The sequence below is a fragment of the Streptomyces sp. NPDC091972 genome (assembly GCF_044756385.1).
GTDB lineage: Bacteria > Actinomycetota > Actinomycetes > Streptomycetales > Streptomycetaceae > Streptomyces.
Window position 1 is genome coordinate 468,374 of the sequence record NZ_JBIVSV010000004.1, and the last position, 19,713, is coordinate 488,086.

The 19,713-nt window shown below is 72.9% G+C and carries 19 protein-coding genes; 12 read left to right on the plus strand and 7 right to left on the minus strand.

What is annotated here, in order from left to right:
- Positions 1-86 precede the first annotated feature (86 nt).
- Both ACIQJT_RS14695 and ACIQJT_RS14700 read right to left on the minus strand, forming a co-directional pair.
- Entirely contained in the window at positions 87-365 is a 279-nt protein-coding gene (locus ACIQJT_RS14695) for a hypothetical protein (RefSeq protein WP_053848718.1), read from the minus strand.
- Between the two features lie 22 nt (positions 366-387).
- The gene (locus ACIQJT_RS14700) at positions 388-1,167 is read right to left on the minus strand and encodes a PspA/IM30 family protein (RefSeq protein ID WP_234358555.1); all 780 of its coding nucleotides are present in this window, start codon (positions 1,165-1,167) and stop codon (positions 388-390) included.
- Between the two features lie 218 nt (positions 1,168-1,385).
- Between ACIQJT_RS14700 and ACIQJT_RS14705 the strand changes: the two genes are divergently transcribed.
- From ACIQJT_RS14705 to ACIQJT_RS14715, 3 genes are all read left to right on the plus strand, one after another.
- A complete protein-coding gene (locus ACIQJT_RS14705) occupies positions 1,386-2,063 on the plus strand; it encodes a DUF3043 domain-containing protein (protein WP_402643335.1) in 678 nt (225 codons plus the stop codon).
- Positions 2,064-2,146: 83 nt separating this feature from the next.
- Positions 2,147-2,848 (plus strand): methyltransferase domain-containing protein, encoded by a 702-nt coding sequence (locus ACIQJT_RS14710; protein WP_402643337.1) that lies wholly within the window; start codon positions 2,147-2,149, stop codon positions 2,846-2,848.
- A gap of 57 nt (positions 2,849-2,905) precedes the next feature.
- A complete protein-coding gene (locus tag ACIQJT_RS14715; protein ID WP_365451223.1) occupies positions 2,906-3,994 on the plus strand; it encodes a trypsin-like peptidase domain-containing protein in 1,089 nt (362 codons plus the stop codon).
- Positions 3,995-4,037: 43 nt separating this feature from the next.
- Here ACIQJT_RS14715 and ACIQJT_RS14720 read toward each other — a convergent pair whose 3' ends face one another.
- Complete coding sequence (locus tag ACIQJT_RS14720; protein WP_123988673.1) at positions 4,038-4,253, minus strand: hypothetical protein; 216 nt, start codon at positions 4,251-4,253, stop codon at positions 4,038-4,040.
- Positions 4,254-4,405: 152 nt separating this feature from the next.
- Here ACIQJT_RS14720 and ACIQJT_RS14725 point away from each other — a divergent pair, with 152 nt between their 5' ends.
- Positions 4,406-5,608 carry a bifunctional adenosylcobinamide kinase/adenosylcobinamide-phosphate guanylyltransferase gene (locus tag ACIQJT_RS14725; protein WP_402643340.1) on the plus strand — a complete coding sequence of 401 codons (1,203 nt, stop codon included), beginning with the start codon at positions 4,406-4,408 and terminating at the stop codon, positions 5,606-5,608.
- Here ACIQJT_RS14725 and ACIQJT_RS14730 read toward each other — a convergent pair.
- Positions 5,597-6,205, minus strand: a complete 609-nt coding sequence (locus ACIQJT_RS14730; protein WP_365451219.1) for a MarR family transcriptional regulator — start codon at positions 6,203-6,205, stop codon at positions 5,597-5,599. The genes ACIQJT_RS14725 and ACIQJT_RS14730 overlap by 12 nt on opposite strands.
- Before the next feature lie 126 nt (positions 6,206-6,331).
- On the opposite strand from ACIQJT_RS14730, the gene cobT reads away from it, so the two are divergent.
- The 3 genes from cobT (at position 6,332) to ACIQJT_RS14745 (ending at position 9,970) form a co-directional block, all read left to right on the plus strand.
- Complete coding sequence (cobT, locus tag ACIQJT_RS14735; RefSeq protein ID WP_402643343.1) at positions 6,332-7,414, plus strand: nicotinate-nucleotide--dimethylbenzimidazole phosphoribosyltransferase; 1,083 nt, start codon at positions 6,332-6,334, stop codon at positions 7,412-7,414.
- An 86-nt stretch (positions 7,415-7,500) separates the two neighbouring features.
- A complete protein-coding gene (locus ACIQJT_RS14740; protein ID WP_402643346.1) occupies positions 7,501-9,261 on the plus strand; it encodes a phosphatidylglycerol lysyltransferase domain-containing protein in 1,761 nt (586 codons plus the stop codon).
- 10 nt (positions 9,262-9,271) lie between these two features.
- Positions 9,272-9,970 (plus strand): hypothetical protein, encoded by a 699-nt coding sequence (locus ACIQJT_RS14745; protein ID WP_402643348.1) that lies wholly within the window; start codon positions 9,272-9,274, stop codon positions 9,968-9,970.
- 235 nt (positions 9,971-10,205) lie between these two features.
- Here the strand turns inward: ACIQJT_RS14745 and ACIQJT_RS14750 are convergent, their stop codons facing one another.
- Positions 10,206-10,961, minus strand: a complete 756-nt coding sequence (locus ACIQJT_RS14750; protein ID WP_365451211.1) for a hypothetical protein — start codon at positions 10,959-10,961, stop codon at positions 10,206-10,208.
- Positions 10,962-11,034: 73 nt separating this feature from the next.
- Here ACIQJT_RS14750 and ACIQJT_RS14755 point away from each other — a divergent pair, with 73 nt between their 5' ends.
- Positions 11,035-11,817, plus strand: coding sequence for an adenosylcobinamide-GDP ribazoletransferase (locus ACIQJT_RS14755; RefSeq protein WP_402643711.1), 783 nt, complete (start codon positions 11,035-11,037; stop codon positions 11,815-11,817).
- Here ACIQJT_RS14755 and ACIQJT_RS14760 read toward each other — a convergent pair.
- Entirely contained in the window at positions 11,814-12,605 is a 792-nt protein-coding gene (locus ACIQJT_RS14760; RefSeq protein WP_402643350.1) for an endo alpha-1,4 polygalactosaminidase, read from the minus strand. The two genes, ACIQJT_RS14755 and ACIQJT_RS14760, sit on opposite strands and share 4 nt — an antisense overlap.
- Before the next feature lie 231 nt (positions 12,606-12,836).
- Here ACIQJT_RS14760 and ACIQJT_RS14765 point away from each other — a divergent pair, with 231 nt between their 5' ends.
- The 3 genes from ACIQJT_RS14765 to sucB all read left to right on the plus strand — a co-directional run bounded on the left by ACIQJT_RS14765 (position 12,837) and on the right by sucB (position 17,910).
- Positions 12,837-14,363, plus strand: coding sequence for a leucyl aminopeptidase (locus ACIQJT_RS14765; protein WP_402643353.1), 1,527 nt, complete (start codon positions 12,837-12,839; stop codon positions 14,361-14,363).
- Between the two features lie 290 nt (positions 14,364-14,653).
- On the plus strand, positions 14,654-16,042 hold the full coding sequence (gene lpdA, locus ACIQJT_RS14770) for a dihydrolipoyl dehydrogenase (protein WP_053851237.1): 1,389 nt from the start codon (positions 14,654-14,656) through the stop codon (positions 16,040-16,042).
- Positions 16,043-16,101: 59 nt separating this feature from the next.
- A complete protein-coding gene (gene sucB, locus ACIQJT_RS14775) occupies positions 16,102-17,910 on the plus strand; it encodes a 2-oxoglutarate dehydrogenase, E2 component, dihydrolipoamide succinyltransferase (protein ID WP_402643356.1) in 1,809 nt (602 codons plus the stop codon).
- A gap of 58 nt (positions 17,911-17,968) precedes the next feature.
- Here the strand turns inward: sucB and ACIQJT_RS14780 are convergent, their stop codons facing one another.
- Complete coding sequence (locus ACIQJT_RS14780) at positions 17,969-18,631, minus strand: hypothetical protein (RefSeq protein WP_402643359.1); 663 nt, start codon at positions 18,629-18,631, stop codon at positions 17,969-17,971.
- 214 nt (positions 18,632-18,845) lie between these two features.
- On the opposite strand from ACIQJT_RS14780, the gene ACIQJT_RS14785 reads away from it, so the two are divergent.
- Positions 18,846-19,469 (plus strand): GntR family transcriptional regulator, encoded by a 624-nt coding sequence (locus ACIQJT_RS14785; RefSeq protein WP_053851708.1) that lies wholly within the window; start codon positions 18,846-18,848, stop codon positions 19,467-19,469.
- Positions 19,470-19,713 lie beyond the last annotated feature (244 nt).

Consider the following 19,713-nt stretch of genomic DNA (forward strand, 5'->3'; position numbering starts at 1 on the left):
GCCCCCGGACCTCCGTCGGTCCCGGGACCGCGTCCTCGGACGCCGGACGGGCCGGTCGCCCCGCACCGGCGTCGGAGGGTGCGGCCTCAGCCCGGGATCAGGCCGTCGTCGCTGAGGAGGTCCCGGACCTCCTCCAGGGTCGCGTCCGGGGAGGGCAGGATCAGGTCCGAGGGTTCCAGCGAGTCGTCGGGGAGCGGGTCGCCCAGGTCGCGGACCCGGGTGAGGAGGGCCTGGAGAGTGCGGCGGAAACCGGGGCCGTCGCCGTTCTCCATCTCGGCCAACAGCTCGTCGTCCAGCTTGTTCAGGTCGGCGAGGTGGCTCTCGGCCAGCCTCACCTGCCCCTCCCCCATGATCCGCACGATCATGTCGCCCTCCTCGGCGTGGGACCTACTGCTTGTCGAAGCGTGGAGTGTCCTGCGGCTGCTGGGACTGCGACTGGCCGGTGCCGCCCTCGATGGCCTGCTGCGACGAGGAGCCTCCCGCCAGCTCCGCCTTCATGCGCTGCAGTTCCAGCTCTACATCCGTACCACCGGAGAGCCGGTCCAGCTCGGCCTGGATGTCGTCCTTGTGCATGCCGGACTGGTCGTCGAGGGCACCGGAGGCGAGCAGTTCGTCGATGGCGCCGGCCCGGGCCTGGAGCTGGGCGGTCTTGTCCTCGGCCCGCTGAATGGCCAGGCCCACGTCGCCCATCTCCTCGGAGATGCCGGAGAAGGCCTCGCCGATCCGGGTCTGTGCCTGGGCCGCGGTGTAGGTCGCCTTGATGGTCTCCTTCTTGGTGCGGAAGGCGTCCACCTTGGCCTGGAGGCGCTGGGCCGCGAGGGTGAGCTTCTCCTCCTCGCCCTGGAGCGTCGAGTGCTGGGTCTCCAGGTCGGTCACCTGCTGCTGGAGCGCGGCGCGGCGGGACAGCGCCTCACGGGCGAGGTCCTCACGGCCGAGCGCGAGCGCCTTGCGGCCCTGGTCCTCCAGCTTCGAGGACTGCGACTGCAACTGGTTGAGCTGGAGTTCCAGGCGCTTGCGGGAGGTGGCCACGTCGGCCACGCCCCGGCGCACCTTCTGAAGCAGCTCGAGCTGCTTCTGGTACGAGTAATCGAGGGTTTCGCGCGGGTCCTCGGCCCGGTCAAGGGCCTTGTTCGCCTTCGCGCGGAAGATCATCCCCATACGCTTCATGACACCGCTCATGGGCTTCGCGCGCCCCCTTCTGACGGACTTCCAGCTCCAGCTCTGCGACAGAACCCACAGTACGGGCCCTGCATCCATTGACGCACTGTTCCGGGACTGATGCGCTCATCCCCAAGGACGACTGACCGATCCCCCGCTCCGGCGTAAGGAGTAGGTGACCTTCAGGGTGCGCGACCCGTCACCGGACGTCCCCTCTGTCCCCCTGCATGACGAATGGTGTTGCCGGATCGTTCCCCACCGGGCTGGGGTCCAACCCCGGACACCCCTTACCCTTGGGTTTTGTGTTCCGTAGCCGTGCCACCAAGGAAGAGAAGGCCACCGTCGCCGACAAGGCGAAGCTGACCGACTCCAAGCAGCCCCGCGACCCGCAGGCCCCCAAGGGCCGGCCCACGCCCAAGCGCAGCGAGGCCCAGTCCCAGCGCCGCAACGTCGCCAACACGTCGCTCACCCGCAAGGACGCCGCCAGGCGCCAGCGCGAGGAGCGCCGGGCGGCCCTGGACCGGCAGCGCCAGGCGCTGGCCGGCGGTGACGAGCGGTACCTGCCCGCGCGGGACAAGGGCCCGGTGCGCAAGTTCGCCCGCGACACCATCGACGCGCGGTTCAACGTCGCGGAGTTCTTCCTGCCGATGGCCGTGGTCATCCTGGTGCTGAGCGTGGTGCGGGTGGGTGCGCTCCAGAGCATCGCGCTGCTGCTGTGGCTCGTCGTGATCGTGCTCATCGTGCTCGACTCGGTCCTCACCGGTTTCCGTCTGCGCAAGCGGCTCGCCGAGCGCTTCCCGGACCAGAACCGCAAGGGCGCGGTCGCCTACGCCCTCATGCGCTCCCTCCAGATGCGTCGCCTCCGGCTGCCGAAGCCGCAGGTCAAGCGCGGAGAGCGGCCCTGAGTACGACGTCTTTCTCCGGGGGTGCGGCCGACGCCTGGCTGGGCAGGCTGGGCGGGCTGCGGAATGTCGTACGACAGGAGCTGGTGGCCCGGCAGCTCGACGAGCAGATAGTGGGGCGGTATCCGGTCGGGCAGCGGCTGCGGGTGCTCGACGTCGGCATGGGGCAGGGCACGCAGGCGCTGCGGCTGGCCCGGGCCGGGCACCAGGTGACCGGCCTCGAACGGGACGCGACCATGGTGGCGGCGGCCCGGGAGGCCCTGTCCGCCGAGCCCGAGGGCATCCGGGAGCGGATGCGGATCATCGAGGGCGACGGCCGGGACACCGGGGTGCACTTCATGCCGGGCAGCTTCGACGTGGTGCTGTGCCACGGTGTGCTCATGTACGTCGAGGAGCCCGACCCGCTGCTGGCCGGGCTGGCGCGGGTGCTGGCGCCGGGCGGGCTGCTGTCGCTGCTCGTGCGCAACGGCGACGCGCTGGCGATGCGGCCGGGCCTGACCGGGGACTGGCCGGGCGCGCTGGCCGCCTTCGACACCACCGCGTACCGCAACCGGCTGGGGCTCGACGTGCGGGCCGACAAGCTGAGCACGCTGACCGCGACGCTCGCCGGCATCGGGGCACCGCTCCAGGCCTGGTACGGCGTGCGGGTGTTCACGGACACGGCCGCGGACGACGCCGGGACGCCGGACGACGTGGAGGCGCTGCTGGCCTGCGAGGAGCGGGCCGGGCGGACGGATCCGTACCGCGGGGTCGCCGCGCTGCTGCACCTGTGCGGGGTGCGCGGCTGAGCCCGTTCGGGCGAACAGCACAGGCCCGGGCCCTCGCCCCGACGTGAGACTCGGGGCATGAATGCTTCGCGTACCCGTGCTCTGCGGCTGCCGTTGGCGGCGCTGGTGTGTTCCGTCGTGCTCCTCTCCGGGTGTTCCGACTCCGGTTCCCCCGACGGGGGTTCCGCCGGTCGCGAGGAGACGCCGACCGCGCAGGCGGCGCAGGCCGTCGCACCCGCCGCCGACAACGACCTCCAGAGCGCCTACCAGAAGGTGATCAGGGACGTCCTGCCGTCGGTCGTGCAGATCCAGGCCGACGGTGATCTGGGGTCCGGGGTGGTCTACGACGACAAGGGGCACATCGTCACCAACGCGCACGTCGTCGGGGACGGGAAGACCTTCGAGGTGACGACCGCGAACAGCGAGACCGAGCTGACCGCGAAGCTCGTGTACTCCTACCCCGAGCAGGATCTCGCCGTCATCAAGCTGGACAAGGTGCCGGAGGGGCTGAAGGCGGCGACCTTCGGGGACTCCGCCAAGGTCCAGGTGGGGCAGATCGTGCTCGCCATGGGATCGCCGCTCGGGCTGTCGTCCAGCGTGACCCAGGGCATCGTCTCGGCGACCGGACGGACCGTCAGCGAGAGCGGCGGCGACGGCGGGACCGGGGCGACCATCGCCAACATGGTGCAGACGTCCGCGGCCATCAACCCCGGCAACAGCGGCGGAGCCCTCGTCGACCTCGACGGCCAGGTCATCGGCATCCCGACGCTCGCCGCCGTCGACCCCACCTTCGGGGACAGCGCGGCGCCCGGCATCGGGTTCGCGATCCCCGCCTCGATGGTGAAGACGGTCGCGAGTCAGATCGTCAAGGACGGCAAGGTCACCGATTCGGGCCGGGCCGCGCTCGGCATCACCGGCCGCACGGTCGTCGACGCCAGTTTCCGGGCCGCCGGGGTCGCGGTCGTGGACGTGAAGAACGACGGGGCCGCGGACCGGGCGGGCATCGAGCCCGGGGACGTCATCACGAAGCTGGACGACACCGCGATCACGACCATCACCTCGCTCACCGAGGCGCTGGCGGCGGACCGGCCGGGCCAGAAGGTGTCCGTGACCTTCACCCGGGACGGCAGTGCGAAGACCGTGGACGTGACGCTGGGCGAGCAGTAGCGGTGCCGGGCGAGGGCTGCGCTGTGGCCCTCGCCCGGGCCGGTCAGGCTTCCTCTGCCGCCTTCAGGCTCATCGGACCGTAGATCTCCGTGGCGTCCTCGAACAGCCGCACCTGTTCCGCACCGCCGGCGAGCAGGGGCTTCCAGTACTCACCGAGCCAGGACTCGGCGTCGCCCTGGGTGGTGAACTCCTCCGGCTCCACGGCGGGCTGGGTCTCCGCGCCGTCGGCCGTCTCGAATCGCCAGGTCCATGTCGCCATGCGAGCCTCCCGTGTTTGATCCGTTACGAAGAGCACCCTAAGCGGTCCTCGGACGACCGCGGGCCGCTGGGGTTGCCCGCGCGGCCCGCCCGCGCCCCCCGAAGGCATCTCCGCGCGCGCCTGATCAACAGGGGCAGGCGAGAATCGGTGGCGTGGAACTGACATTGCTCGGCACCGGCGCCCCCGCCGGTCTCCCCCGGCCCTTCTGCCCCTGTGCCGCCTGCGCCACCGCGCTCGGCGGGAACGCCCGGGCCGCCACCGCCGTGCTCGTCGACGAGACGCTGCTGCTCGACCTGACCCCCGGGGCCGCCTTCGCCGCCGCCCGGGCCGGGCACTCGCTCGCGGGCGTACGGCAGGTGCTGCTGTCGCATCCCCATGACGGGCCCCCCGTCGAGGTGCCGGCCGGGCTCCCGCAGCCGGGGCGGGTGCCGGACGGGCGGGAGCTGGCGCTGCTGACGGGGCACCGGGTGCGGGCCGTGGCGATGGACGCGCCGGGCACCGGGTACGCCGTCACCGGGCCCGAGGGGCAGCGGGTGCTGTACCTGCCGCCCGGGGGCGCGCCCGCCGGGCTGGAGCGGGGGGCCGTGGAGTCGTACGACATGGTGCTCGCCGATGTGGTGCGGCGGCCGGACGCGCTGGCCCGGCTGCGGGCCGTGGGCGCCGTGGGGCCGACGACCGACGTCGTCGCCGTCCATGTCGACCACGACGTACCGCCCGGCGCCGAGTTGCGGCGCAAGCTGGCGGCCGCCGGGGCGCGCGCCGTGCCCGACGGGACGACCCTGGCGGTCGGGGCCTACGAGGACGTACCCGATGTGCCGCGGCGGACGCTGGTGCTGGGCGGCGCCCGGTCCGGGAAGTCGGTGGAGGCCGAGCGGCGCCTCGAGGCGTCCCCCGACGTGCTGTACGTGGCGACCGGCGGGTCGCGGAACGGCGACACCGAGTGGGCCTCCCGGGTCTCCGCCCACCGGGAGAGGCGGCCCGGGTCCTGGCGTACGGCGGAGACCTGCGACCTGGTGCCGCTGCTCAAGGACGACGGGGCGCCGCTGCTGATCGACTGCCTGTCGCTGTGGCTGACGGACGCGATGGACGCCGTGGGGGCCTGGGACGACGCGGAGTGGGCCGACGGCGGGGAGCGCGAACTGCGGGCGCGAGTGCGGGAGTTGACAGAGGCGGTGCGGGAGACCCGGCGGACCGTGGTGGCCGTGTCGAACGAGGTGGGGTCCGGGATCGTGCCGGCCACCGCGTCGGGCCGCCGGTACCGGGACGAACTGGGGCGGCTGAACGCCGCCTTCGCGGCCGAGTGCGAGCAGGTGGTGCTGGTGGTGGCGGGGCAGGCACTGGTCCTACGGGGCTGACGGTCCCTTGCGGGCGATCACCCGGTAGGTCCTGGCGAGGCGGGTGCCGGCGAGGAGCAGGGCCAGGGCGTGGTCCAGCGCTCCGGCGACGGCGGTCAGCGGTCCGGCCGCCGAGGGGTGCAGGGTGGCGGGCAGACGGGCCGTCAGGCGGGCCGGTACGTGCGCGGATCTGCGGGCCGTCGCCACGATCGCGCAGCCCCGGGCCCTGAGTTCGGGGCGCGGGTCGTGCGGGGACTCCACCAGGAGGTGGCCGCCGGGGCGCAGGACGGCGAGGGCCGCGGAGAGCTCCCCGGGGTCCGCGTGCGGGTTCAGCAGGCTGACGACGTCGTAGCGGGACCGCAGGTGGGCGGTGATCCGGGGGTCCGTCAGACGGCCCAGGTAGCCCTCCTCCAGGCGCTCGACCGCCTGGGCGCGCAGGACGCGGGGGGTGGGGTCCAGGCCGTCGAAGGCCGTGTACGGGAAGAACGCTCTGGCCGCCTCCGGGAAGTCCGCGTCCCCCGTGTCCACGTCCAGCCAGCTCTCGGGTTCGGGGAAGGGCAGCATCACGCGTGCGGTGGAGCGAAGACGCCGTACGGAAGGGGCGGTTGGTGCGGGCATGGGGCCTCCCGAGGACGCACGTCAATTCGCTACAAAACGGAACGTATGGGATCACCATCCCGGGTGCAATGACGTCGTGGCCCCGTGGCGCCCCCGTGTTCGATCAGGGCCGGTACTGTTCGGCGAATGAGCTCGCTTAATCTCGACGACTTCACCGATCTGATCGAGCGCCCCGACGGCGGGGTGCGTCGCGACGCCGAGGCGCGCCGGGAGCGGCAGATCGTGCCGCCCGGGGCGCTGGGACGCCTCGACGAACTGGGTGAGTGGCTGGCCGCGGCGCAGTCGGCCGTACCGGTACGGCCGGTCGAACGGCCGCGGGTCGTGCTGTTCGCCGGTGACCACGGGGTCGCCGCACTGGGCGTCTCGGGGCGGGCCGCGGGCAGCGCCTCGGAGTTGGTGCGGGAGGTCCTGGAGGGCGGCCGTCCGGTGTCGATCCTCGCGCGGCGCCTCGGGGTGCCGGTGCGGGTCGTCGACATGGCGCTGGACTGCGATCCGGCCGAGCTGCCGGAGGAGGTCGTACGGCACCGGGTGCGGCGCGGGAGCGGTCGTGTCGACGTCGAGGACGCGCTGACCCCGGAGGAGGCGGAGACCGCCTTCCGGGCCGGGATGGCGGTGGCCGACGAGGAGGCCGACTCCGGTACGGACCTCGTGGTGCTCGGCGATGTGAGCGTGGGCGGGACCACGGCGGCCGGGGTGCTGGTCGCCGCGCTGTGCGGGACCGACGCGTCCGTGGTGACCGGGCGCGGCGGGACCGGGATCGACGACCTGGCGTGGATGCGCAAGTGCGCGGCGATCCGGGACGCGCTCCGGCGGGCGCGGCCGGTGCTCGGGGACCAGTTGCAGTTGCTGGCGGCGGTGGGCGGGGCCGACCTCGCCGCGATCACCGGGTTCCTGCTCCAGAGCGCGGTGCGCAAGCTGCCCGTCGTGCTGGACGGGGTCGTCGTGGCCGCCTGTGCCCTGGTGGGTCAGCGGATCGCGTTCCGGGCGCCGGACTGGTGGCTGGCCGGGCAGAACAGCGGTGAGCCGGGGCAGTCGAAGGCGCTGGACCGGATGGCCCTGGAGCCGCTGCTCGACCACGGGGTGACGGTCGGGGAGGGCGCGGGCGGGCTCCTGGCGCTGCCGCTGGTGCAGGCCGCGGCGGCGCTGGCGGCCGAGCTGCCGGAGAGGCCCGCCGCTTCTCCCGGCGAACCGGAGGAGAAGAAGGAGTAGGGGGTTCGGCCGGTCGGGCACCGCCGGGGATGCGCCGCCGTGGCTGAGCGCCGGCGCGGCACGGATGAGGGGCATGATCCCTTTTCATGGGAGATGTCCTGAACACCGGTACCCCTCGACCGTCCACCACCGCCTCGCGGCGGGCCGCCGGTTTCGCCGTCTGGTACCTGCGGGTCGTCGCGTTCGTCAACTTCCTCAGCGCCGTGTGGGTGACGCTGGGGCAGGACGTACGGCGGCACAACCAGCAGGACTACTTCACGCCGTACCTGCTGACGGCGGGCTTCGCCTCCGGGGTGTTCACGGCCTTCCTCGCCATCACCATGCGGCGGCGCAAGCGGGCGGCCTGGATCCTGAACCTGGTGCTGTCGGGGGCGTTCCTCGCGCTGTTCGTCCTCGCGATGGCGTTCCCGGAGATCCGGCGGTACGCGCAGAACTGGATCTCCCTGTTCCTCACCGCCGCCTTCGTGGCGGCCCTGCTGGCCGGGCGGCGGGAGTTCTACGCCAAGGGCGACCGGTCCAACCCGCGGCTGGCCGCCGCCGTGGCCGTGGGCGGACTGCTGGTGTGCTCGCTGCTGGCCGCGCTGCTGGTGACCGTCACCAACCAGGCGTCGAGGTCCGCGTCCTTCGGGCAGCGCTGGTGGTACGGCACGCTGCGGCTGGTCTCGGTCGCCGCCGACGACTCCCGGTTCGACGGGATCCTGACGCCCAACTGGGTCAACGTCGTCATCAACGTGCTCAGCACGGTCCTCGTCCTCGCCGTCCTCTACGCCGCCTTCCGCTCCCGGCGTGCCGTCGACCCGCTCACCGAGGACGACGAACGGCGCCTGCGGGAGCTGCTGGACAGGCACGGCGAGCGGGACTCGCTCGGGTACTTCGCGCTGCGCCGGGACAAGAGCGTCATCTGGTCGCCGACCGGCAAGGCGGCCGTGACCTACCGGGTCGTCAGCGGGGTCTCGCTGGCCTCCGGGGACCCGATCGGCGACCCGGAGGCCTGGCCGGGGGCGATCGAGCCGTGGCTCGCCGAGGCGCGGGCGCACGGGTGGCTGCCGGCGGTGATGGGCGCGGGCGAGGACGCCGGGACGGTGTACGCGCGGCACGGGCTGGACGCGCTGGAGCTGGGTGACGAGGCGATCGTCGAGGTCGCCGAGTTCACCCTGGAGGGCCGTGCGATGCGGACCGTCCGGCAGGCCTACAACCGGGTGAAGCGGGCCGGGTACACCGTGCGGATCCGGCGCCACGAGGACATCCCGGCCGCCGAGATGGGGGCGCTCGTGCGGCGGGCCGACGACTGGCGGGACGGGGCCACCGAGCGCGGGTTCAGCATGGCGCTGGGGCGGCTCGGGGACCCGGCGGACGGGCGGTGCGTGGCGCTGGAGTGCAGCGACGGCGACGGGGAGCTGAAGGCGGTGCTCTCCTTCGTGCCGTGGGGGCCGCACGGGCTCTCCCTCGACCTCATGCGCCGGGACCGCGACGCCGACAACGGCCTCATGGAGTTCATGGTCATCGAGTTGCTGAACCGGGCCCGGGAGATCCAGATCACCCAGGTCTCGCTCAACTTCGCGATGTTCCGCTCGGTCTTCGAACGTGGCGCGCGTCTTGGCGCCGGACCGGTGCTGCGGCTGTGGCGGTCGCTGCTCAGCTTCTTCTCCCGTTGGTGGCAGATCGAGTCCCTGTACCGGGCCAACGCCAAGTACCGGCCCGTCTGGGAGCCGCGGTTCCTGCTCTTCGAGAAGAGCGCGGACCTGCCGCGCATCGGCATCGCCTCCGCCCGCGCGGAGGGGTTCCTCGAGGTGCCGGGGCTGCCGGGATGGCTGCGGCGCCGGGAGCACCTCAGTACGCACAGATGAGGACCGTGGCATGAAGAGGGTCACCCGCTGGGCCCGCGCGGAGTGGGGGCCGCTGTACGCCACCGTGCGCGGGCCGCTGCTGCGGCGCGGGTGGCGGGCGGTCCCGCTGGCCCTGACAGCCGTGTTCCTGACGGCGGCCCTGCACGTCGTGCACAACCGGTCGTGGGGGTACGGCTTCGTCCAGGACGTCGGTGCCGTGCGCGCCGCGGACCCGCTCTGGCTCGCCCTGCTCCGCACTCCCCTCTCCCTGTTCGTCCCGGCCCTGGACCTGCCGGTGTGGGGCGCGCTGGCGCAGCTCCTGTGCGTGTTCGGGATCGCCGAGATCTGTCTGGGCCGGTGGCGGACGCTCACCCTGGCCTACGCGGCCACGCTCGCCGGCACGCTGTACGCGCGCGTGGGCATCCGGCTGGGCCCCGGCAGCCCGCTCGGTCTGCCCGCCTCGGACGCCCATGTCGTCGACACGGGACCGTCGGCGGCCGTGGTGGGCCTCGCCGTCTTCGTCTGCCTGCGCTACGGCGCCCGCTGCACCGCGGCCGCCGTGATCGCGGCGATGGTGGCCGAGGTCCTGGTCAAGGAGAACCTCGCCGGCAAGGAACACCTGGCGGCGATCGCGGCGATGCTGCTGCTGTGCGGGATCTCGGCCCTGCGGCACCGCCGGACCCGGACCCGGGAAGAGGCCCCCTCCGGAGACCCGCCTGACGGCCCCTGAGCCGGATCGCTCAGGGCCGACAGCACTTGCGGCCCACGGCCTCCGGGGCTTCCGGCCGCACCGGGAGGCATCGCGGGCCGGACACGCACAGGGGCGCCGCGTCGCCTCGGCATCCGGGAGGCCTCAGCAGACCCCGGGCGCCACGCCTCGGCCCCCGCGACAGCCGGCAGGCCGCGTCGCAGCCCGCCGCCACTCCCACCCGCCGGTCCCCCACCACCGGGAAACGCCCACCCCCTCACCCCCCGAGCGCTCGCGGTGGGTCCGGTTTGCCGGCGATCAGATCCTGGAATCTGCGGCGCGGGCCCGACCAGCGTCTGTCGTGCCGGTAGCTGCGCAGCAGGGCCCGGGCGCGGGCGCGGGGGCGCCGGGCGTAGAAGCGGCGGGCCCAGGGGGAGCCGGGGCGGGCCAGGCGGATCAGGCCGATGAGTCCGACGAGCGGGACGATCACGCTGAAGATCGCCATCCGGGTCTTGCCCTTGAGCAGGACGACCATCGCAAACAGGAAGTTGACGATCACGCTGCTGATCACGCCGCCGCGGTCCTGCGCCTCGTCCTGCGTCACGTCGTCGACGCCGAACGGCGAGAACCCCGCGAGCACCAGGCCGACCAGCGCCACGGTGAGGACGACGACCTCCACGCTCTTGCGGCCCTCCTCGCTCCAGTACACGTCGTCGAGGTGCAGGATCAGCGCGAACTCGTCCAGCACCAGCCCCGCGCCCATCCCGAAGACCACCGCGGCCACCCCCGCCCCGAAGCCGTGCCGCCCGCTCGCGACCGCGCCGAAGCCGCCGACCACGGTGAGGACGACGCCCGGCACCACGTGGTGGATGTGCACGCCCCCCGAACTGACGTTGCCGAAGGGCCCCTTGCCCGCCCGGATGAGCCGGGTGATGACCCGGGTGATCAGGAAGGTGAGCACGAACGCGGTCAGGGCGAGGAGCAGCGGCAGCTTGCCGGGTTCGACGATGTTGCGGTGCAGCCAGTGGCCCATGGCCCCAGTCTCCGGCCGGCGGGGGTGGGCCGCCCGGCGGCTACGGCGTCCGGGCTACCCTGCCGACGTGTCCATGACCCCGCCCCCGCTCGACGGCCTCCGCTTCGCCTTCGGCACGCTCAGCGTGCTCCCCGTGCAGGTGACCCGCTGGGACCGGGAGGCGGCCCGCGGCGGCATGCTGTGCGCCCCGCTGGTCGGGCTGGCACTGGGGTGCGCCTCCGCGGCGACGGGTCTCCTGCTCCTCTTCCTGGGTGCCTCCGCACCGCTCGCCGCGGTCGCCACGGTGGCCGTGCCGGCGGTCCTCACCCGGGGCCTGCACCTCGACGGCCTCGCGGACACCGCCGACGGCCTGGGCAGCGGCAAGCCCGCCGAGGACGCCCTGCGGATCATGAAGCAGTCGGACATCGGCCCGTTCGGGGTGATCACCCTCGTCCTCGTGCTCCTCGCCCAGGTGGCCGCCCTGTCGCAGACGTACGGCGACTCGTGGGCCCGGGGTGCCGCGGCGGCCGTGGTCTCGGGGACGGCCGCGCGCCTGGTCCTGACCCTCGCGGCCCGCGCCGGAGTCCCGCCGGCCCGCCCTGAGGGGCTGGGGGCCGCGGTGGCGGGGGTCGTCCCGGTGCGGGGCGCGGTGCTCGCGGCGGCCGCCGTGACGCTGGGCGCGGCCGGGACGGGGGCGCTCCTCGGGTCGTACGACGTCGTCCGCGCGGTCCTCGCGGTCGCCGCCGCCGTGGCGGTGGCCGAGCTCCTCCTGCGGCACTGCACGCGCCGCTTCGGCGGGGTGACCGGGGACGTGTTCGGAGGGCTGGCGGAGACGGCGGCGACGGCCGCGCTGGTGGTCCTGTCGCTGGACTTCTAGCAGGCCTCGCGCCACACCCCGAGCTCGTACCGCTTCAGCATCGAACTCAGCCGCAGACGCCGGGACTCGGCGCAGAAGCGGCTGGTGGGCAGCTCGTACTCGACGTGGAAGACCGCCTTGCCGGCGTCGACGAACGGCTTCATGTCCCCGCACTCGCCGTACTGCGCGCACTGCTCGTTGACCGCGAAGTCGAAGTCGCCGACCAGTTCCGGGATCTGGTCGAGGTCGTTCTTCAGGCCGACCGACATCCCGCGCTCGTGGGCCAGTTCGGCGATCAGGCGGTTGTAGCGGAGCTGGTCGGCCGCCGTCAGTTCGAAGCCCGTGCGGTTCCGGTAGCCGTCCATGTTGTCCGGCTCCACCGCGTCGAAGCCCTTCTCGCGGCACATGTCGAGGCGGTCGGCCATCAGCGGTTCCAGGACGTCGACGGCGCGGATGTCGAGCCAGCGCTCCCCCTCCCAGCCGTTGCCGCGTCCGATCACCGACTCGGGGAACTCACCGGCGTCGGGGCGCCAGTCCTCCCACGCGCCGGTGGAGAGGTAGCAGATGACCTTGCGGCCCTTGTCGTGCAGCGCGGACACCACGGACCGGGACTGGTCGAAGCCGTCGATGTCGTACACCGGCACGTCCACGGACGTGTCGACGCGACCGGTCAGCTGCCACTGCCAGGCCACGCCGGGGCGCGGCCGCCAGCGGGACTCGCCCGGCCCGGGATCGGGGTCGGGGTCGGATGCGGTCGAGCATCCGGCTATCAGCAGGAGCAGGGCGACGAGCAGGAGAGGGCGTTTCAACGGACGGACTCCAAGGGAGGGCGGCAGGGTACCCCGGGAATGATCTCCTGTCCGGCAGCCGGAGGTACGCTCGGCCGACCCGAGCGTAGGCTCGTCCCGGGTGGTCGCCGACAGGGGTGAAGGCCCCGATCGGGATCCGGTTTCGGACACGAACTAGGGTCGGCCGTCGGGCCCGGTCGACCCACCCGCTCGACCCACGCAACTTCACATCGGAAGCGAGAATTCACCACCGTGACTGCTCTCACTCACAGCACCTCCGCGGCGCCCGGCCTGCGGGCCGACGCGATCGTGATCGGTGTCGCCAAGGCCGCGAAGGGCCCGGTAGTGGCGCCGGGCGCCGAATCTGTGGACAAGGCCTACGACGGCAGGCTCGCCGGTGTCCTGGAGACCCTCGGAGCCTCCGGCGCCGAGGGCGAGGTGACGAAGCTGCCCGCGCCCTCCGGCATCAAGGCCCCCCTCGTGGTGGCGGTCGGCCTGGGCGCGGAGCCCGAGAAGGACTCCTCCTTCGACCCGGAGGCGCTGCGCAAGGCGGCCGGTGTCGCCGCCCGCGCGCTGGCCGGCTCGAAGAAGGCCGCGTTCGCGCTTCCCCTGGGCGACGCCGCCGACCTCGGCGCGGTCGCCGAGGGCGTGCTGCTCGGGGCGTACTCCTTCGACACCTACAAGGAGAACGGCAAGAACCCCAAGGCCAGGAACGGCAAGGCGCCGCTGGCCGAGGCCACGCTGCTGGGCGGCAAGCCGCGCGACGCCGCGTACAAGGCGGCGCTCGCCCGGGCCGTCGCGGTCTCCGAGGAGCTCAACCGCGCGCGCGACCTGGTCAACACCCCGCCCAACGACCTGAACCCCGAGGCCTTCGCCGCGATCGTGCAGGCGGCGGGCAAGGAGCACGGCCTCAAGGTGCAGGTGCTCGACGTGAAGGCCCTGGAGAAGGGCGGCTACGGCGGCATCCTCGGCGTCGGCGCCGGGTCGGCGTCCGGGCCGCGGCTGGTGAAGCTGTCGTACACCTCGTCCAAGGCGAAGAAGCACCTCGCGCTGGTCGGCAAGGGCATCACCTACGACTCGGGCGGCATCTCGCTGAAGCCGGCGGGCCACAACGAGACGATGAAGTGCGACATGAGCGGCGCGGCCGCGGTGTTCGCGGCCGTGGTCTCGGCGGCGCGGCTGGGTCTCGAGGTCAACGTGACCGGCTGGCTGGCGCTGGCCGAGAACATGCCGTCGGGCTCCGCCACGCGCCCCGGTGACGTGCTGCGGATGTACAGCGGCAAGACGGTGGAGGTGCTCAACACCGACGCCGAGGGCCGGCTGGTGCTGGCGGACGCCCTGTGGGCGGCGTCGGCGGAGAAGCCGGACGCGATCGTCGACGTGGCGACGCTGACCGGCGCGATGATGCTCGCCCTCGGCAGCCGGACCTTCGGGATCATGGCCAACGACGACGCGTTCCGCACCGCGGTGCACGAGGCCGCGGAGGAGGTCGGGGAGCCGGCGTGGCCCATGCCGCTGCCGGAGCACCTGCGCAAGGGGATGGACTCCCCCACCGCCGACATCGCGAACATGGGTGAGCGGATGGGCGGCGGGCTGGTCGCCGGGCTCTTCCTGCGGGAGTTCGTGGGCGAGGGCATCCCGTGGGCGCACCTCGACATCGCGGGGCCGGCGTTCAACGACGGCGGGCCGTTCGGGTACACGCCCAAGGGCGGCACGGGGTCCGCGGTGCGGACGCTGGTGCGGCTGGCCGAGCTGACCGCCTCGGGTGACCTGGGCTGACGTCCGCCGAACAGCCCGGTTCCACCGGTCGTACGGCGTGTGCAGGGGCGTGGGGACTCGTCGCGGAGCTCCCCGCGCCCCTTCCCGCGTCTCACCGCGCCCCTCGTTCTCATGTGAGCGTGTGGTGTCTCACACCCCGGCCCGGCGTCTCGTTCGGTGCTGACAAGTGCGAAGATGGGGCTCGGCAGGACAGGGCCCCCACCACAGGGCCGAAGAAAGAGCGGCCGGACACCAGCCGCCGCCCGGTCACTGGAGACCGGCGTACGGCGTACATGCATGGAGGACGTGACGTGGCGAACGACGCCAGCACCGTTTTCGACCTAGTGATCCTCGGCGGTGGTAGTGGCGGCTACGCCGCGGCCCTGCGCGGGGCGCAGCTGGGGCTTGACGTCGCCCTGATCGAGAAGGACAAGGTCGGCGGTACCTGCCTGCACCGGGGATGCATCCCCACCAAGGCCCTGCTGCACGCGGGCGAGATCGCCGACCAGGCCCGCGAGAGCGAGCAGTTCGGTGTGAAGGCCACCTTCGAGGGCATCGACATCGCCGGGGTGCACAAGTACAAGGACGGCGTGATCGCCGGCCTGTACAAGGGCCTCCAGGGCCTCGTCGCCTCCCGGAAGGTCCACTACATCGAGGGTGAGGGCCGGCTGTCGTCGCCGACCTCCGTCGATGTCAACGGCCAGCGCATCCAGGGCCGCCACGTCCTGCTCGCGACCGGCTCCGTGCCGAAGTCGCTGCCGGGCCTGGAGATCGACGGCAACCGGATCATCTCCTCCGACCACGCCCTCGTCCTGGACCGCGTGCCGAAGTCCGCGATCATCCTGGGCGGCGGCGTCATCGGCGTCGAGTTCGCCTCCGCGTGGAAGTCCTTCGGCTCCGACGTGACCGTCATCGAGGGCCTCAAGCACCTCGTCCCGGTCGAGGACGAGAACTCCTCCAAGCTTCTCGAGCGGGCGTTCCGCAAGCGCGGGATCAAGTTCAACCTCGGCACCTTCTTCCAGAAGGCCGAGTACACCCAGGACGGCGTCAAGGTCACCCTCGCCGACGGCAAGGAGTTCGAGGCCGAGGTGCTGCTGGTGGCCGTCGGCCGCGGGCCCGTCTCCGCCGGCCTCGGCTACGAGGAGCAGGGCGTCGCGATGGACCGCGGCTACGTCCTGGTCGACGAGTACATGCGCACCAACGTCCCGACCATCTCCGCCGTCGGTGACCTGGTCCCCACGCTCCAGCTCGCGCACGTCGGCTTCGCCGAGGGCATCCTGGTGGCGGAGCGTCTGGCCGGTCTGAAGACCGTTCCGATCGACTACGACGGTGTCCCGCGGGTGACGTACTGCCACCCCGAGGTCGCCTCCGTGGGCATCACCGAGGCCAAGGCCAAGGAGATCTACGGCGCGGACAAGGTCGTCGCTCTGAAGTACAACCTCGCGGGCAACGGCAAGAGCAAGATCCTCAACACCGCGGGCGAGATCAAGCTCGTCCAGGTGAAGGACGGTGCCGTGGTCGGCGTCCACATGGTCGGCGACCGCATGGGCGAGCAGGTCGGCGAGGCCCAGCTGATCTACAACTGGGAAGCGCTGCCGGCCGAGGTCGCCCAGCTCATCCACGCCCACCCGACGCAGAGCGAGGCGCTCGGCGAGGCGCACCTGGCGCTGGCCGGCAAGCCGCTCCACTCGCACGACTGACCCTCGGTCGACGAAGCGACGACACAGACTTCCGCAATTCGTAAGGAGCAACCGAAACCATGGCGGTTTCCGTAACCCTTCCGGCGCTCGGCGAGAGCGTCACCGAGGGCACCGTCACCCGCTGGCTGAAGGCCGAGGGTGAGCGCGTAGAGGCCGACGAGCCGTTGCTCGAGGTCTCGACCGACAAGGTCGACACCGAGATCCCCTCCCCCGCCGCCGGCGTCCTGGCCTCCATCAAGGTCGCCGAGGACGAGACGGTCGAGGTCGGCGCCGAGCTGGCCGTGATCGACGACGGCACCGGCGCCCCAGCCGCCGAGCAGGCCCCGGCCGCCGAGCCGGTCGCCGAGCCCGCCCCCGAGCCGGCCGCGGCCGCGCCCTCCACCGAGCAGGCCGCCCCGGCGCCCGCTCCCACCGCCGAGGCCGCTTCCGGCGGCGGCTCCGCCGAGGGCACGGACGTCGTCCTGCCCGCGCTGGGCGAGTCCGTCACCGAGGGCACCGTCACCCGGTGGCTGAAGGAGGTCGGCGAGTCCGTCGAGGCCGACGAGCCGCTGCTCGAGGTCTCCACGGACAAGGTCGACACCGAGATCCCGGCGCCCACCTCCGGTGTGCTGCTGGAGATCGTGGTCGGCGAGGACGAGACGGCCGAGGTCGGCGCCAAGCTCGCCGTCATCGGTGCCCCGGGGGCGGCTCCGGCCGCTGCCCCGGCTCCCGCCGCCCCGGCCCCCGCCGCCGAGGCCCCCGCCCCGGCTCCGGCGCCCGCCCCGGCCGCCCCCGCGGCTCCGGCGCCCGCTCCGGCCCCGGCCCCGCAGGCGCCCTCGGCTCCGGCCCCGCAGCAGCAGACGGCTCCGGCTCCCGACCCGGCGCCCTCCGCCCCGGCTCCGGCCCCTGCCCCGGTCACCCCGGCCCCGGCTCCCGCCGCGACCTCCGGTGACGACGGCGCCTACGTGACCCCGCTGGTGCGCAAGCTCGCCGCGGAGAACGGCGTGGACCTGGCCGGCGTCAAGGGCACCGGCGTCGGCGGCCGTATCCGCAAGCAGGACGTCATCGCCGCCGCCGAGGCCGCGAAGGCCGCGGCTGCCGCTCCGGCTCCGGCCGCTGCCGCCGCCCCGGCCACCGCCAAGAAGGCGCCGTCCCTGGAGGCCTCCCCGCTGCGTGGCCAGACCGTCAAGATGCCGCGCATCCGCAAGGTCATCGGCGACAACATGGTCAAGGCGCTGCACGAGCAGGCGCAGCTGTCCTCGGTCGTCGAGGTCGACGTCACCCGTCTGATGAAGCTGCGCGCCCGTGCCAAGGACGCGTTCGCGGCCCGTGAGGGCGTCAAGCTCTCCCCGATGCCGTTCTTCGTCAAGGCGGCCGCCCAGGCGCTGAAGGCGCACGCGCCGATCAACGCCAAGATCAACGAGGGCGAAGGCACGATCACCTACTTCGACACCGAGAACATCGGTATCGCGGTGGACTCCGAGAAGGGCCTGATGACCCCGGTCATCAAGCACGCGGGCGACCTCAACATCGCCGGCATCGCCAAGGCCACGGCGGAGCTCGCGGGCAAGGTCCGCGCGAACAAGATCACGCCCGACGAGCTGTCCGGCGCGACCTTCACCATCTCCAACACCGGTTCGCGCGGCGCGCTCTTCGACACGATCATCGTGCCGCCGGGCCAGGTCGCGATCCTCGGCATCGGTGCCACGGTCAAGCGGCCGGCGGTCATCGAGACCGAGGAGGGCACGGTCATCGGCATCCGCGACATGACCTACCTGACCCTCTCCTACGACCACCGTCTGGTGGACGGCGCCGACGCGGCCCGTTACCTGACCGCGGTCAAGGCGATCCTGGAGGCGGGCGAGTTCGAGGTCGAGCTCGGCCTGTAAGGCGCTTCGCTCGTACGGTGCCCCCGCCCGGTCTCCGGGCGGGGGCACCGGCGTTTCCTCACCCGGGCGTGAGCCGCCGGTCCGACCAGCCCCAGAGCTCCTCGACCCACACGTTGGGGACGGACAGCTTGGGCGCGCGCGTGAGGTGCTTCGTGCGATAGGCCTTCAGCACGTCGTAGGTGGCGTCCAGGCAGTCCCGCGAGGTGAGCCGGCCGGTCCTCGGGTCCACGCCGACGAGGAACCCTCGCGCCTCGACCGTACGGATCATGGCGCGGGCGCGGTCCACGTCGTACGTCGAGGACCTGGTGCAGCGGTAGCGGCTGTAGGGGTGTGCGGAGGTGCCGGGACAGTGGGCGTCGGTGGACATCTCGCCGAGCATGCGGTCGTAGGACCCCTCCGCGTGCCAGGCCCCGATGTCGCCGCCCGGCGGGGTGTACAGCTTGCCGCCGGGGTTCTCCACGGCGCCGTAGACCCAGCGGCCGGTGCCCGGGACCTCGAAGCCCCAGCCGACGTGCCCGAACCGCTGGGCCCCGTCGGGTTTGACGAACACGCAGGCGGCGCCCCGGCCCGGGGCCGCACCCGCCATGCCGGTGATCGCCTGCGAACTGCTCGGTGCCGTCTCCGCCGTCGCGCGCGCGGCCGGCTGTCCGCAGCCCGCCACGCCGACGAGCGCGCCGATCACGGCCGCGACGGCCAGTCCCCGTCGTTCCCCGATGTGCATGCCGTCCCCCTGTGGTGCGCCGGGGTGCCCCGCGTGGGAACCCCCTGACCAACGCGACACACCTGGCGGCCGGGGGGTTCCGCGACTTGACAGAAGCCGTGCGGCTGGGAGCGTGTAAGCCTCGTCTCACCTGCATGGAAGCGCCCCCGTGCGCCCCTCCCGGACGGGCCGTCGGCCTTATTGTCTTTACGTCAAACGCCCTTAAGGAGCTCTCATGACCGCGCCCGTCGTCCACTCGCTGCGCGAACAGATCCGCGAGCACATCGTGGAGGGGATCGTCAGCGGGCGCTGGCAGCCGGGCGAGCGGATCGTGGAGCGCCGGATCGCCACCGAGCTGGAGGTCAGCCAGACGCCGGTGCGGGAGGCGCTGCGCGAGCTGGAGTCGCTGCGGCTGATCGAGTCCGCGCCGAACAAGGGCGTACGGGTGCGGAACCTCACGGCGGCCGACCTGGAGGAGAGCTATCCGGTCCGGGCGGGTCTTGAGGCGATCGCGGCGGAGCTGGCGGCGGAGAAGCTGGCGCAGGACTGCTCGGCCCTGGAGCCCCATGTGGCCGCGCTGTACGAGGCGGACCGGGACTCCGACGGCACCGGCCAGGTGCGGCACACCGTGGGTTTCCACCGTGAGCTGGTGCGCGCGGCCGGCAACTCGGTGCTGCTGCACACCTGGGAGGGGCTGGGCATCGAGGTGTTCACCGCGCTGTCGATCCGCTGGCTGGGGACGGTCCAGCAGTCCTACGCGGAGGAGCACGAGGAGCTGGTGGCGGCGTTCAAGCGCCGGGACCCGCGCATCCCGGAGATCGTGAAGGCCCATGTGCTGGGGTGCGCCCCGCGGGCCTGACGGCGGGCGACGCGCAGGTGCGTCCGGGGCTGCCGCCTGATCCTGGACCTGCCGCACGACACCCGGGCGCGGGTGGTCGACGTCTACGTCGAGGGGCGGCCCGGAACGCGACGGCCCGGTCCTGGTCGCCGACGCGAGGTCCCGCCCGCGCCACGAGCGCGCCCGGGAAGATACTGCCGAACAGCCGAGCGCACCCTCGCTCAAACGGCCTCCGACCTGCGAGAACCCGGGTTCCAGCGGTCAC